Raw genomic sequence first — 14,288 nt, 5'->3', positions numbered from 1 at the left:
CGCTAACAGGGGGCTCCTTATGCTGACCCTGCTGAATCTGCTCTCCGCCGTGGCCCTGCTGATCTGGGGCACGCACATCGTCCGTACCGGCATCTTGCGGGTCTATGGCTCGAACCTGCGTCATGTCATTGGCCAGAACATGTCCCGGCGCTGGCTGGCGTTCGTCGCCGGTATCATGGTCACGGCCATGGTCCAGAGCAGCAACGCCACGGCCATGCTCGTCACCTCGTTTGTCGGCCAGGGCCTGATGGCGCTGACCCCTGCCCTGGCGACCATGCTCGGCGCCGATGTCGGCACCGCGCTGATGGCGCGGGTGCTGACCCTGGACCTGTCCTGGTTGTCGCCGTTGCTGATTTTCCTCGGGGTGATCTTTTTCCTGTCGCGCAAACAGACCCGCGTCGGGCAAATGGGCCGGGTCGGCATCGGCCTGGGCCTGATCATCCTGGCGTTGCAATTGATCGTCGAGGCCGCCGCACCTATCACCCAGGCTCAGGGTGTGAAAGTGATCTTTGCCTCGCTGACCGGCGACCTCCTGCTCGATGCGTTGGTCGGGGCGCTGTTCGCGATGATCTCCTATTCCAGCCTGGCTGCCGTGCTGCTCACCGCGACACTGGCGGGCGCGGCGGTGATCAGCCTGCCGGTGGCCATCGGCCTGGTGATCGGTGCCAACATCGGCAGCGGCGTGCTGGCCTTTCTCAGCACCAGCATGCAGAACGCCGCCGGACGTCAGGTGGCGCTGGGCAGCCTGTTGTACAAGCTGATCGGCCTGCTGCTGATCATTCCGGTACTCGATCCACTGGTGGGCTGGCTGGATAGCCTGGATTTCAGCCCCCAGGAAACGGTCATTGGTTTCCACCTGTTCTACAACAGCGTTCGTTGCCTGGTGCTGCTGCCCAGCGTCGGCACGATGGCAAAACTCTGTGCCTGGCTACTGCCAGACCGCCCGGAAACCAACGGCACGGCCAAGCCCCGGCACCTGGACCTCACCGCCCTCGTCACGCCGAGCCTGGCACTGGCAAACGCCGCCCGGGAAACCTTGCGCATCGGCGATCTGATCGAAAATATGCTCGAAGCCATGCTGGACGTGCTGCGCGGTCAGCAATCGGCGGTCACCCAGGAAGTACGGCGCATGAGCGATGACGTCGAGGCGCTGTGCAGCACCATCAAGTTGTATCTGGCGCAAATGCCCCGTGAGGACCTCAGCGAACAAGACAGCCGCCGCTGGGCGGAAATCATCGAGCTTGCGATCAATCTGAAGCTGGCCAGCGACCTCATCGAACGCATGCTGCGCAAAGTCCAGCAGCAGAAAACCTCGCAACGCCGCTCCTTTTCCGATGTGGGCCTGGAAGAGTTGGCGGGGCTGCACAGCCAGTTGATCGCCAACCTTCGGCTAGGGCTGTCGGTGTTTCTGAGTGCCGATCGGGAAAGCGCCCGTCAGTTACTGCGTGAAAAACGGCGCTTTCGGGCGCAGGAACGGCGAATGGCCCATGCCCATGTCAGTCGTCTGCAGCGCAAGGTCGTGCAAAGTCTCGAGACCAGTTCCCTGCACCTGGAGCTGATTGCCGACATGAGACGCCTCAATTCGCTGTTCTGCGGCAGCGCCTACGTGGTGCTGGAGACGTCCGAGATCGGCGCGCTGGCGGTCGATGAAATGTCTGACATCACCCATTCGCCTTGAACGACTGGCGAATTGGTCAGTCAGTAACATTGGCCTGGGCTTGAAAGAATTCGCGAACGAGTCGGATCGCCGCCACTCCTACAGCGCCCTGAATGACATCCGCGCAGTTTCAATGTGGGAGCAAGCCCGCTCCGGGCGGCGATCCGACGATGACGAGTGCCAGGCTCATGGATCCCTCAGCCGCCAGGAAGCCCGTTATGCGTTGTCTGTTATTCGCCGTTCTTTTGCTCGGTTCGCTGCCTGTGGGTGCCCTGGATCGATTCCAGGTCGAAGGTTATACGTTGCCCAACGGTATGCAGCTGTTGCTCAAGCCCGGCAGTGAACGCGGGCATGTGGCGATCCGGCTGGTGGTGGGCGTGGGCCTGGACGACTTCAGCTGCGCCGACAAGGAACTGCCGCATCTGCTCGAGCATTTGCTGTTCAGTGGTGTCGATGACAGCGGCGAAGGCGGCCTGGAAGAGCGCATGCAGGCGTTGGGCGGCGAGTGGAACGCCTACACGAGCAACGCCGACACCACGTTCGTCATCGAGGCGCCGGCGAGCAATCAACGCAAGGTCCTGGACCTGCTGCTGGCGCTGTTGACCCGCACCCACATCGACGCCAAAGCCCTGGACGCGGCCAAACGGGTGGTCGAGCGCGAGGACGGCGGCCACTACACCCACCTGCAACGCTGGCTCGACCGTCAGGACCTGAGCCACAAGGCCAGTAATCAACTGGCGGTGGAGTTGGGCCTGCGCTGCACGGAACGGGCCGAGGTCGAGCGCCTCACCCTCGCCCGGATCGAGCAAGTGCGCAACGCCTGGTACGCGCCGAACAACATGACGCTGATCGTGGTCGGCGATCTCGACCGATTACTGCCGGCCTATCTGGAACGCACCTTTGGCGAGCTCGAACCGGTCGAGCCCACTGCTCACGAGGCGCTGCCGCAGATCCGCTACAGCGCGGTCACCAAGCGCAATCTGGTTCGCGGTTTGGTCGGCAATGGCGCCAAGCTTCATTGGCTGTTCCCGGAGCCGATGCTGGAACAGCAACACGACGAAACCTTCGACCTGCTCAAGGATTATCTGGACTGGGCGCTTTATCGCCAGCTGCGCCTGGCCCGCAGCCTGTCCTATGGGCCGTGGGTGGAGCGGGAAGTGTTCGGCGGCGTCGGCTTCTTCAGCCTGAACGCGGACCTGGCCCGCGAAGACCTGCCGCAAGCCGAACAAGCCCTCGAAGAATTGCGTAAGGCATTGCTCAAGGATGGCTTGGACCCCGAGAGTTTCGTGCGCATCAAACGAGCAGCCATCGCGCATCAGTCCTGGGCCGTTCAAGGTAACAGCGCACTGGCCGATTACTACTGGGGAGCCCTTGGCGATTACGAAGACGGCCGCTTCGCCAACCCGGCCGTCCGCTTGCAAGGGGTAAGCCTGGAACAGGCCAACCAGGCCCTGCGCGAACTGCTCAAAGACCCCGGCTACCTGCGCATCGAGAAACCGTTGTTCAGCGATGATGGACTCATGTGGGGGCTGGGCGGTTTGCTGGCGTTGCTACTGGTATTGGCAGGCTGGCATTTACACCGCAGGGCGTAGGAGCTGCCGAATGCAACGAGGCTGCGATCTTTCCCCAGACAATTGAATCTCAAGCGAAAGATCGCAGCCATCGGCAGCACAGGACATACACAGCCCAGGGGGATAACCCCCTCGCCACAAGAGCGCTCGTCACACCGTTGTCCTGACGATACTCTGTCAAGGATATTTCCTACGACTTACTGTGAACTGCCGAATGCCGAACCTGACTCATTACATCCAGCGCATCCTTGAATTGATGAAGCGCTATCCAGGGGTCATTGCGCTCGGTGGTTTCATCTCGGGGGTCGGCAGTTTCATGCTGGTGGACCGCCAGCAGGGCCTGGCGACCTGGATCGCCATCATGATGCTGGTGAGCTGGCTGTGGTTGATGGTGGAAAACAGCATGACCCGGCTGTTTACCCGGATCTTCAAACGGGAAATACCCCAGCCGCTGTTGCGTTACGCCACGCAAATGATTCACCAGGAAAGCCTGTTTTTCGTTCTGCCGTTCTTCTTCATCACCACCACCTGGAACAGCAGCCAACTGATTTTCACCGGACTGCTCGGTGCGGCGGCGCTGGTCTCGATCACTGATCCGCTGTACTACAAATGGCTGGCGCCCCGGCGCTGGGCGTTCCTGGCGTTGCATACGCTGACGCTGTTCGCGGCCCTGCTCACCGCGTTGCCGGTCATCCTGCACCTGACCACAGACCAGAGCTACAAGCTGGCAATAGTCACTGCCATGCTCTTGTCGTTCCCGAGCCTGGCCTCGATTTTTCCGATCCGCACCGTGCGCAACGCGCTGGCCATTTTGTGCATCACCTTGGGGATTGGCGCCGCCGGCTGGGTGCTGCGCTCCTGGGTGCCACCGGCCACGCTGTGGATGACCGAAGTGGCGATCAGCACTCAACTGGAGGACCGCACGCCGGGCGCCAGCCTGAAAGAAGTCAGCGCTGCCCAGATCCGCAGCAACGGTTTGTACGCCTACACCGCCATCAACGCGCCGCGCGGGCTCGATGAGCGGATCTATCACGTCTGGCAGTTCAACGGCAAAGAAGTCGACCGTATCGCCCTAGACATTCATGGTGGACGCAAGGAAGGCTATCGCGCCTGGACCCACAAGCAGAACTTCCCGGACGACCCGACGGGCAAATGGCAGGTACGGGTGCTGACGGAAAATGGCCAGATGATTGGCGTTTTGCGTTTCAATGTGAGCGCTGCCGCTACGCCTGAAGCAAAATAAGTGTGGTCGTGCTATCAGGTAGCACTGTTTGAAGCCGAACGAGCATGGCGCTTATGACCCCTAGCACCCACATTGGCAGTGCCCGACTGGATACGTCTCGCTCTCCGGCGCAGCTATGGGTCAGCGGCGACTGGACGCTGGCCCATTACACACAGCTCAAGCGCGTGATCGATTCGCTGCGCGGCCAGCACGACGAACACACCCTGATCGACCTCAACGGCCTCGCTGCCCTCGACACCGCCGGGGCCTCGTTGCTGGTAGAACTGCTGGGCTCCGAGCGGCTGGGCAAGACCGCCGAACACCCCGATTGCCAGTTGCCGGCCGCCGAGCGAGCGCTGTTGCAGACGGTCTATTGCTCGCTGACGGACTTCTGCGTACCGGTCAAGGAGCCGGCAGTGAGCGTCGTGACTCAGCTGCTGACGCGCATCGGCCGCGCCGTGGAGAGGGTCTGGCAGGACACCCTGCAATTGCTGGGTTTTGTCGGCTTGATCCTGGAAACCCTGGCCCGAGGCTTGTTTCACCCCAAACGCTGGCGCATAACACCGATGGTCGTTCACATCGAACAGACCGGCCTGGACGCGGCCCCTATCGTCGCCTTGCTGACTTTCCTGGTGGGCGCTGTGGTGGCCTTTCTCGGGGCGACAGTGCTGGCCGATTTCGGCGCCAGCATTTACACCGTAGACCTGGTGGCGTTCTCGTTTCTGCGCGAATTCGGCGTGTTGCTGACGGCGATCCTCATGGCCGGTCGCACCGCCAGCGCGTTCACTGCGCAAATCGGCTCCATGAAAGCCAACGAAGAAATCGACGCGATCCGTACCCTTGGCCTCGATCCCATCGAGTTGCTGGTGCTGCCGCGAGTGCTGGCGCTGTTGGTGTCGCTGCCGATGCTGACCTTTGTGGCCATGCTCTCGGGCATTGTCGGTGGCGGTGTCGTATGCGCCCTGTCGCTGGATATTTCCCCTGCCATGTTCCTGACGCTGTTGCAGTCGGACATCGGCGTGCAGCATTTCGTGGTGGGGATGGTCAAGGCGCCGATCTTTGCCTTTCTGATCGCTGCCGTGGGTTGCCTGGAAGGCTTCAAGGTCAGTGGCAGCGCCGAATCGGTCGGGGCTCACACCACATCCAGCGTCGTGCAGTCGATTTTCGTGGTGATTGTGCTCGATGCCGTGGCCGCGCTGTTTTTCATGGAGATCCAATGGTGAGCCGACCCTCCCCACCACCCACCGAGGCGGTGATTCAAGTGCGTGGCCTGTGTAACCGCTTTGGCCGACAGAGCGTGCATGAAAACCTCGACCTGGACGTGTACAAGGGCGAAATTCTCGCCGTGGTCGGCGGCTCCGGCAGTGGCAAATCAGTGCTGTTGCGCAGCATCGTCGGTTTGCGCCGGCCCAGCGAGGGTTCAGTGCGGGTGTTCGGCCAGGATTTGCCGAGCCTGACCCAGGCGCAACGCTCGCAGGTGGAGCGTCGCTTTGGCGTGCTGTTTCAGAAAGGCGCGCTGTTTTCTTCCCTGACCGTGACAGAAAATGTTGCCCTGCCACTGATCGAACACGCCGGGCTCAGCCGTGCCGATGCCGAGCATCTGGCCGCGGTGAAACTGGCGTTGGCCGGGCTACCGCTATCGGCCGCGGACAAATACCCCGCCTCGCTGTCCGGCGGCATGATCAAGCGAGCAGCCTTGGCCCGGGCGCTGGCCCTGGACCCGGACATCCTGTTTCTCGACGAACCCACCGCCGGCCTCGATCCTATCGGGGCAGCGGCGTTCGACCAATTGATCCTGACGCTGCGCGATGCCCTGGGCTTGAGCGTGTTCCTGGTCACCCATGACCTGGACACCCTCTACACCATCACCGACCGGGTGGCGGTGCTGTCCCAGAAAAAAGTGCTGGTGGCCGATGTCATCGACAAGGTGTCGGAAACCGACGATGCCTGGATTCACGAATACTTCCATGGCCCTCGCGGCCGCGCGGCGTTATCGGCCGCTACACAGTTCAACGAGGTCTGACATGGAAACCCGAGCCCATCATGTATTGATCGGCCTGTTCACCGTGGTCATGGTGGTCGGCGCCCTGCTGTTTGGTCTGTGGCTGACCAAGTCCAACGTGGACAGCGAGTTCAAGGATTACGAAGTGGTGTTCAACGAGGCCGTCAGCGGGTTGTCCAGGGGCAGCGCGGTGGAGTACAGCGGCATCAAGGTCGGCGATGTGGTCAATCTGCGTCTGGACCCGAACGACCCACGTCGGGTACTGGCGCGGGTGCGCTTGAGCGGTGAAACACCGGTCAAGCAGGACACTCAGGCCAAACTGGCGCTGACCGGTATCACCGGTTCCTCGATTATCCAGCTCAGCGGCGGCACCCCCCAAAGCCCGCCGCTGACAGGACACGGTGGTGAACCGCCGGTGATTATCGCCGCCCCCTCGCCTATCGCCCGCTTGCTGAACAACAGCAATGACTTAATGACCAACATCAACCTGCTGCTGCACAACGCCAATGAAGTGTTTTCCCCGGACAACGTCCAGCGCCTGAGCAAAACCCTTGAACACTTGGAGCAAACCACCGGAGTCATTGCCGAGCAGCGCGGCGACATTCGCCAGGCCATGCAACAACTGGCGTCCATCGGCAAACAGGCCAGCGCCACCCTTGAACAGACGACGGCATTGATGCGCAACGCCAATGGCTTGCTCAACGATCAAGGCAAGCTGGCATTGGGCAGCGCCGGGCAGGCCATGCAGTCCCTGGCCCGCAGCACGGCGACCCTGGACAAACTGCTCAACGACAACCGCGACTCGCTGAATAACGGCATGCAGGGGCTCAATGCCCTGGCGCCTGCGGTGCGTGAGCTGCGGGAAACCCTGAGCGCATTGCGCGGTATTTCCCGGCGACTGGAGGCAAACCCCAGCGGCTATTTGCTGGGCACTGACAAGAACAAGGAGTTCACGCCATGAAGCCGTGTAATCGATTGGCCCGCGCTATCCTCTTGCTGGCAGGATTAATCCTGATGGGCGGTTGCTCGATTCTGCCCGAAACCGAACCCTCGAATGTCTATCGCCTGCCCGCCGCTCAGGTGCCGGCCTCCCCTGGCGCGCCGGTGAGCTGGTCATTGCGCCTGGCCAGCCCACAGGCCAGCGAGGTGCTCAACAGCCCGAAAATCGCGGTCATTCCCCAAGGCAATATGCTCAGCAGTTACGCCGCCTCACGCTGGAGCGACCCGGCACCGGTGTTGTTGCGCAACCGCTTGCTCGATGGCTTCACCCAGGATGGACGCGTCGGGTTGTTGAGTGTCACCGACAGCAACTTGCAGGCTGACCTGGAGTTGGACGGCCAATTGCAGGCCTTCCAGACCGAATACCAAGGCGCCGCGGCCAGCGTGGTGATTCGCCTGGATGCGCTGCTGGTACGAGGGTTCGACCAACGCGTACTCGCCAGTCGCCGTTTTGAAGTGCGCCAGCCGTTAAGCGACGTGAAGGTGCCGGCCGTGGTGGACGGTTTTGGCCAGGCCGCTGATCGACTGACGGCCGAAGTGGTGAACTGGACGGTGGAGCAAGGCCAGCGCTTCGCAACGCCGGCCCACCCCTGAAGACCCGCCCGGTCAAATCGGGGGGCCAGGGGATTTGGGTTCAGCCAAAGAACCAGTAACAAACCCCGATCGCCCCCAGGACGCCGGCCAGTTCCGCCAGCAGTGCGCAGCCCACCGCATGCCGCGCCCGCTGGATGCCCACGGCGCCGAAGTACACCGCCAGCACATAAAAAGTGGTTTCGGTGCTGCCCTGGACGGTCGCTGCCACCAGGGCCGGAAAGCTGTCCACCCCGGAAGTCTTCATGGTTTCGATCAGCATCGCCCGGGCGGCGCTGCCGGAGAACGGCTTGACCATGGCGGTCGGCAAAGCATCGACGAAACGCGTGTCCCAGCCGGCCCATTGCACCAAGTGCCGAATACCGTCCAGGCCGAAATCCAGCGCCCCCGAGGCGCGTAGCACACCGACGGCGCACAGCATCGCCACCAGGTATGGCAGCAGGTTCTTGGCAACGTCGAAACCCTCCTTGGCGCCTTCGACGAACGCTTCATACACCTTGACCTTGCGCAGTGCGCCTATCACCAGGAACAGGATGATCAAGCCGAACAGCGTCAAGTTGCCGAGGATCGACGACAGGCCCGCCAGTGCCGTGGCCGAGAGCGTCGCCAACAGCGCCATGAAGCCGCCCAGGGCCAACGCACCCGGAATCAGATAAGCCAGCACCACCGGGTCCCACAGACGCAGGCGCTGCATGAAGGCCACCGACAGCAGCCCTACCAGGGTCGAGCAACTGGTGGCGAGCAGGATCGGCAGGAACACCAGGGTCGGGTCCGGCGCGCCTTGCTGGGCGCGGTACATGAAGATTGTCACCGGCAGCAGTGTCAGCGACGAAGCGTTGAGCACCAGGAAGAGGATCTGCGCATTGCTGGCGATGGTCGGGCTGGGGTTCAAATCCTGCAGGGCGCGCATGGCCTTCAGGCCGATGGGGGTGGCAGCGTTGTCCAACCCCAGGCCATTGGCAGCGAAGTTGAGGGTAATCAGGCCGATAGCCGGATGGCCCGCCGGCACTTCTGGCATCAGCCGCAAAAACAACGGGCCCAGAGCCTTGGCCAACCAATCGACGATACCGGCCTTTTCGGCGATCCGCAGAAACCCCAACCACAAGGTCAAGGTGCCGAACAGCAGGACCATCACCTCCACCGACAACTTGGCCATGGCGAAAATGCTTTCCACCATCGCGGCGAAGATCCCGGTGTTACCGCCGACCAGCCACTGCGCCAGCGCCGACACGGCTGCCACGATAAAGAAGCTAAGCCACAGGCCATTGAGCATCGGTTAAATCCCCCGGAAGATGCCGCGAATGATAACGGGGCTGGCAGAAACGACAAACCCCGGATTTCTCCGGGGTTTGTTTGTTGCTCCAAGAGATCACAAAGATCCTTGTGGGAGCCGAGCTTGCTCGCGATGGCGGCCTCAAGGCATTTATCAATGGCTGGACGTTTCACCCGCCGGCAGCGGCTCTTTGCTGCGCCAGTGCGGCAGGGAGTTCCAGTAGCGCTGGCCCTTGGCATCGTCGTACATGCCTTCCCAACGGGCAATGACCAGCACGGCCAAGGCGTTGCCGATGACGTTCAGCGCGGTACGGGCCATGTCCATGATGCGGTCGACACCGGCGATGAAGGCCAAACCTTCCAGCGGAATGCCAACACTGCCCAAGGTGGCCAGCAGCACCACGAACGACACGCCCGGTACGCCGGCGATGCCTTTGGAGGTCACCATCAAGGTCAGGACCAGCAACAATTGCTGGCTGATGGACAGATCGATGCCATACAACTGGGCGATGAAAATCGCCGCGATGCTCTGGTACAGGGTCGAGCCGTCGAGGTTGAACGAATAACCGGTGGGCACCACGAAGCTGCAAATCGCCTTCGGTGCGCCGTAGGCTTCCATCTTCTCGATCACACGCGGCAGCACGGTCTCGGAACTGGCGGTGGAGTAAGCCAGTACCAGCTCATCCTTGAAGATGCGCATCAGCTTGAGCACTGAGAAGCCGAACAGGCGCGCGATCAGCCCCAGCACCACGAAGGCGAAGAAGAGGATGGCCACGTAAACCAGGATCACCAGTTTCGCCAGCGGCAGCAGGGACGCGAAACCGAAGTTGGCGACCGTCACCGCGATCAGTGCGAAAACGCCGATCGGGGCGTACTGCATGATCATGTGGGTGACTTTGAACATGCTTTCCGACACGCCCTGGAACATTTTCACCAGCGGTTCGCGCAGGTCCGATTGCAGGCTGGACAGACCCAGGCCGAACAGTACAGAGAAGAAAATGATCGGCAGCATCTCGCCACGAGCAACCGCTGCGAAGATGTTCGACGGGATCAGATTGAGAATGGTCTGCACGAACGCATGTTCATGCTGGACTTCGGCGGCCGTGGCCTGGTACTTGGAGATGTCTACCGTCCCCAGGGTGCTCATGTCGATACCGTTGCCTGGCTGGAAGAAGTTGGCCAGCACTAAACCGACGACAATGGCGATGGTGGTGACGATTTCGAAGTAAAGAATGGTCTTGAGGCCGATACGCCCGAGCTTCTTGGCATCTCCGACACCGGCAATGCCGACGATCAGCGAAGAAATCACGATCGGGATCACGATCATCTTGATCAGACGGATAAAGATATCGCCCGCCGGTTGCAGCACGTTGCTGATCCACCAGGCCTTCTCGGCACTGAAATGGTTAAGCAGCGCTCCAAGTGCAATCCCGAGCACCAGACCGATGAGGATCTGCCAGGCGAGGCTTAGTTTTGCCTTCTTCATATCATTACCCTTACTTCAATTGGACTTGGGCAGTTGCACGAATGAACGCCGAGGGCGATACGAATTCGTGCCTCTGCCCCCGTATAAGGTCACCCCGAGCGCGCGCTGGCGGCTTACTGGCAGGCGAAAAAAGGCGCAACTATTGCGACGCGAGGTGGGCTCGTCTAATGCCGTAAACGCCTACCCTATGCCGAATCGGCATGAGGTTTTCCAAGCCAAACGCGCATCCCAACCGGTTCGAATGCGACATTTTAGCAGGCATAAGTGCCGTCAGCCGGCCATTTCAGCGTAGTTTTGCTTTTTGGGCAAGCTTGGGAAACCGATGAAACGGGGACGAATCCAGGCGTGGTCCAGAGAAGAGATAGCGCAGGCGTTCTCCGATATACGGTCCTGTGCAGGGAATGCAATAGATTGGGGACGGGGATAAGTCGGTTCGACCGCTTGGCTACAGCGTGCGAGGAACAAGCCGCTCTGGCACAAGCCTTTTGAAGTACAAGCCCTACGCAAGTTCGCCAAGCCTTCGTGACTTTGCGAACTTGCGTCGCAGCTTTTACCTGACCCGGCCCTTTCGCAGGCACCCCCTGTGCCCGTAGGTCACTCCGACTCTAACAGTCAGAACGTCCCGGCCCCCTGGTCATGCATCGGCCCTCCTCGGGCTGTGCAGAAGAGAAAAGCAGGGCTGCTTTTCTCGTTTTCAGCGCTCAATACCAGTTGGGATCTTTCTTGAGCTGCTCCATTAACAGTTTTTGCATACCTTCATCGGGTTTGCCGAGGAAACGGTAGTCCGCGTGACGGGTCGGCGACTTGTCGGCCGGCAGTCCGGCGGGGACCTCAACCAACATGGCGTAAGCCTCATCCTTATCAAAACTGAACGCGACGATCAGGCGTTTGTTGCGGCACGTCGCTTGGGTTTCGCACAACGGCCCAACCAGATACTTATCGCCATCTTCCACTACAGCGTTCATCTGTTGCGAATCGCCTGACAGGTTCATCACCCATTCCGGCAGGCGTTCTTCCTTTTTCACGACGTGCTGCCAGGTCTCGCGGTACTGCGGGTCAGCCTCAAGCAACTGGTTGGCCCGCATTTGTCCGTCATTGGCAGCCATCGCGATGGTACTGCCGCCCAGCAATAGGGCGGCGACCAGTCCTTTAAATGAAACGCTCATGGTCAGCCTCGACCGCGACGGCCAAAGAAGAACGAAGCAATGAACATCACCAGGAATACGACAAAGAGAATCTTGGCGATACCCGTGGCAGTGCCTGCGATACCACCAAAGCCCAGTACGGCGGCGATGATGGCAATGATCAGGAAAGTAATTGCCCAACTCAACATGGTGATTCTCCTTACGCTTTTCTATTTAGTTTGGATCTGACGGTGATGGTGCGGTGCGCCAGGCACCCGCTCATCGGGTTAAAACACCCAGCGCTGCTGACGGGGCATGTCGGTCATGGGCTGAGCCTGATCGACGTCCATCATTCGCATCGAAGCAGAAGCTTCAGCAATGCTGCTGACAGCGCTGAAATGGGTCTGAGGGGCGCGATGAATCGTCACCTGTTGCGCCTCGGGCTGTTGGCCCTGGTACCAGAGAAGCAATTGCTGGCCCGCCACAAGGGTGATCAGCAGCGCTACAACTGCCCACAAACCCTGCTGAATAGGCAGGGAGGAGATCCGAAACCGGGCGGTACTTTGACGATTCATCCTGGAATTCCTCCCCACCCGAGTGGTGATCTGGTTGAGGCGCTATCACGCCACGTTGATCAGACTATTGCAGCCGGCATGCCAGAAACCGTTTCAGAAAAAACTATTTAAAATCAAATAGTTATCATGTCTACATGAAACACCGAGGGCGCATCCTGCACGATGGCCCTGCTGGGAGTCGTGCGTAATGCACGAACGGAGGGAAGGGGACGTTAGATTTTTTTTGAATTGCCCACTGCCACCGAATGTCGGAATGGGCGTAGTGAACCGTCTGACGCGGGCCAACAATAAAAAAAGGAAATCAAATCAATCTTTTAGGAGTCAGAAGTCCACACGGGCCCTCTCGGTGGTTAATATCCCCTCAGAATTGACCATGCAACTTGCCCGATTTTTCTGACACTAACCAACATCATTCATTAAAGGAGCGTAGGAAAAATGGAATCCGCCACTGAGAACCAAGGCCGCATTCTGCTGGTAGACGATGAGTCCGCCATCCTGCGTACGTTCCGTTACTGCCTGGAAGACGAAGGCTATACCGTCGCTACCGCCAACAGCGCCGCCCAGGCCGATACCCTGCTGCAACGGCAGGTGTTCGACCTGTGTTTTCTCGACCTGCGCCTGGGAGAGGACAACGGTCTCGATGTCCTGGCACAGATGCGTATTCAGGCACCGTGGATGCGAGTCGTGATCGTCACGGCGCACTCGGCCGTGGACACCGCCGTCGACGCGATCCAGGCCGGCGCCGCCGATTATCTGGTCAAGCCTTGCAGTCCGGATCAATTGCGCCTGGCGACCGCCAAGCAACTGGAAGTGCGTCAGCTGTCGGCCAGGCTGGAAGCCCTCGAAGGGGAAGTGCGCAAACCCAAGGACGGCCTCGATTCCCACAGCCCGGCGATGAAGGTTGTTCTTGAAACCGCCCGCCAGGTCGCCAGCACCGACGCCAACATCCTGATCCTCGGCGAGTCCGGCACCGGTAAGGGTGAGTTGGCCCGGGCCATCCATGGTTGGAGCAAGCGCGCTAAAAAGTCTTGCGTCACCATCAACTGCCCGTCGCTGACCGCTGAATTGATGGAAAGCGAACTGTTCGGCCACAGCCGTGGCGCGTTCACCGGCGCCAGCGAGAGCACCCTGGGACGGGTCAACCAGGCCGACGGCGGAACGCTGTTTCTCGACGAGATTGGCGATTTTCCCCTCACATTACAGCCAAAGCTGCTGAGATTTATTCAGGACAAGGAATACGAACGAGTCGGTGACCCGGTCACCCGCCGTGCCGATGTACGCATTCTCGCGGCCACTAACCTCAACCTCGAAGACATGGTGCGCGACGGGCGTTTTCGTGAAGACCTGCTGTATCGCCTGAATGTCATTACCCTGCATCTACCGCCACTGCGCGAGCGCACTGAAGACATCCTGACCTTGGCCGACCGCTTCCTGGCGCGCTTCGTCAAGGAATACGCCCGCCCAGCCCGTGGCTTTAGCGACGAGGCTCGCGAAGCGCTGCTAGGCTATCGCTGGCCAGGCAATATCCGGGAACTGCGTAACGTGGTCGAGCGCGCCAGCATTATCTGCCCTCAGGAAAAAGTCGAAATCAGTCACTTGGGGATGGCCGAGCAGCCGATCAACAATGCGCCGCGAATCGGCGCCGCACTGAGCCTCGATGAATTGGAGAAGGCCCACATCGGCGCGGTGCTGGCCACGGCCGACACCTTGGACCAGGCGGCCAAGACCTTGGGTATCGATGCGTCCACGCTGTATCGCAAACGCAAGCAGTACAACCTGTGAGCGGTAC

The 14,288-nt window shown here is 60.5% G+C and carries 13 protein-coding genes; 8 read left to right on the top strand and 5 right to left on the bottom strand.

The features are described from left to right. Positions 1–19 precede the first annotated feature (19 nt). From ACA047_RS00265 to ACA047_RS00235, 7 genes are all read left to right on the top strand, one after another. On the top strand, positions 20–1,678 hold the full coding sequence (locus tag ACA047_RS00265; RefSeq protein ID WP_497355617.1) for a Na/Pi cotransporter family protein: 1,659 nt from the start codon (positions 20–22) through the stop codon (positions 1,676–1,678). 197 nt (positions 1,679–1,875) lie between these two features. Further along, positions 1,876–3,249: a M16 family metallopeptidase gene (locus ACA047_RS00260; RefSeq protein ID WP_497355615.1), complete on the top strand. Its 1,374-nt coding sequence runs from the start codon at positions 1,876–1,878 to the stop codon at positions 3,247–3,249. 193 nt (positions 3,250–3,442) lie between these two features. Next, positions 3,443–4,471, top strand: coding sequence for a DUF5924 family protein (locus ACA047_RS00255; RefSeq protein ID WP_497355613.1), 1,029 nt, complete (start codon positions 3,443–3,445; stop codon positions 4,469–4,471). Positions 4,472–4,524: 53 nt separating this feature from the next. Beyond that, positions 4,525–5,673 (top strand): ABC transporter permease, encoded by a 1,149-nt coding sequence (locus ACA047_RS00250; RefSeq protein ID WP_497355612.1) that lies wholly within the window; start codon positions 4,525–4,527, stop codon positions 5,671–5,673. Then, positions 5,667–6,473 (top strand): ABC transporter ATP-binding protein, encoded by an 807-nt coding sequence (locus tag ACA047_RS00245; protein WP_497355610.1) that lies wholly within the window; start codon positions 5,667–5,669, stop codon positions 6,471–6,473. Before ACA047_RS00250 ends, ACA047_RS00245 begins: the two co-directional genes overlap by 7 nt. 1 nt (position 6,474) lies before the next feature. After that, on the top strand, positions 6,475–7,413 hold the full coding sequence (locus tag ACA047_RS00240; RefSeq protein ID WP_497355608.1) for an MlaD family protein: 939 nt from the start codon (positions 6,475–6,477) through the stop codon (positions 7,411–7,413). After that, the gene (locus ACA047_RS00235; RefSeq protein ID WP_497355606.1) at positions 7,410–8,045 is read left to right on the top strand and encodes an ABC-type transport auxiliary lipoprotein family protein; all 636 of its coding nucleotides are present in this window, start codon (positions 7,410–7,412) and stop codon (positions 8,043–8,045) included. The genes ACA047_RS00240 and ACA047_RS00235 overlap by 4 nt, the downstream gene beginning before the upstream one ends. Before the next feature lie 40 nt (positions 8,046–8,085). Here ACA047_RS00235 and ACA047_RS00230 read toward each other — a convergent pair whose 3' ends face one another. The 5 genes from ACA047_RS00230 to ACA047_RS00210 all read right to left on the bottom strand — a co-directional run bounded on the left by ACA047_RS00230 (position 8,086) and on the right by ACA047_RS00210 (position 12,499). Continuing rightward, a complete protein-coding gene (locus ACA047_RS00230) occupies positions 8,086–9,315 on the bottom strand; it encodes a nucleoside recognition domain-containing protein (protein WP_497355604.1) in 1,230 nt (409 codons plus the stop codon). A gap of 153 nt (positions 9,316–9,468) precedes the next feature. Beyond that, entirely contained in the window at positions 9,469–10,800 is a 1,332-nt protein-coding gene (gene gltP / locus ACA047_RS00225; protein ID WP_497355603.1) for a glutamate/aspartate:proton symporter GltP, read from the bottom strand. A gap of 701 nt (positions 10,801–11,501) precedes the next feature. After that, complete coding sequence (locus ACA047_RS00220) at positions 11,502–11,966, bottom strand: inhibitor of vertebrate lysozyme family protein (RefSeq protein ID WP_497355602.1); 465 nt, start codon at positions 11,964–11,966, stop codon at positions 11,502–11,504. 2 nt (positions 11,967–11,968) lie between these two features. After that, entirely contained in the window at positions 11,969–12,133 is a 165-nt protein-coding gene (locus ACA047_RS00215) for a DUF1328 domain-containing protein (RefSeq protein ID WP_003177151.1), read from the bottom strand. Positions 12,134–12,211: 78 nt separating this feature from the next. After that, positions 12,212–12,499 (bottom strand): hypothetical protein, encoded by a 288-nt coding sequence (locus ACA047_RS00210; protein WP_497355600.1) that lies wholly within the window; start codon positions 12,497–12,499, stop codon positions 12,212–12,214. Positions 12,500–12,934: 435 nt separating this feature from the next. Here ACA047_RS00210 and algB point away from each other — a divergent pair, with 435 nt between their 5' ends. Then, positions 12,935–14,281: a sigma-54-dependent response regulator transcription factor AlgB gene (algB, locus tag ACA047_RS00205; protein WP_497355598.1), complete on the top strand. Its 1,347-nt coding sequence runs from the start codon at positions 12,935–12,937 to the stop codon at positions 14,279–14,281. Positions 14,282–14,288: the final 7 nt, after the last annotated feature.

This window comes from Pseudomonas sp. LBUM1664 (genome assembly GCF_059695895.1).
Note: the sequence above shows the minus strand (reverse complement) of the source record. Positions and strands in the feature narration are given on the sequence as shown.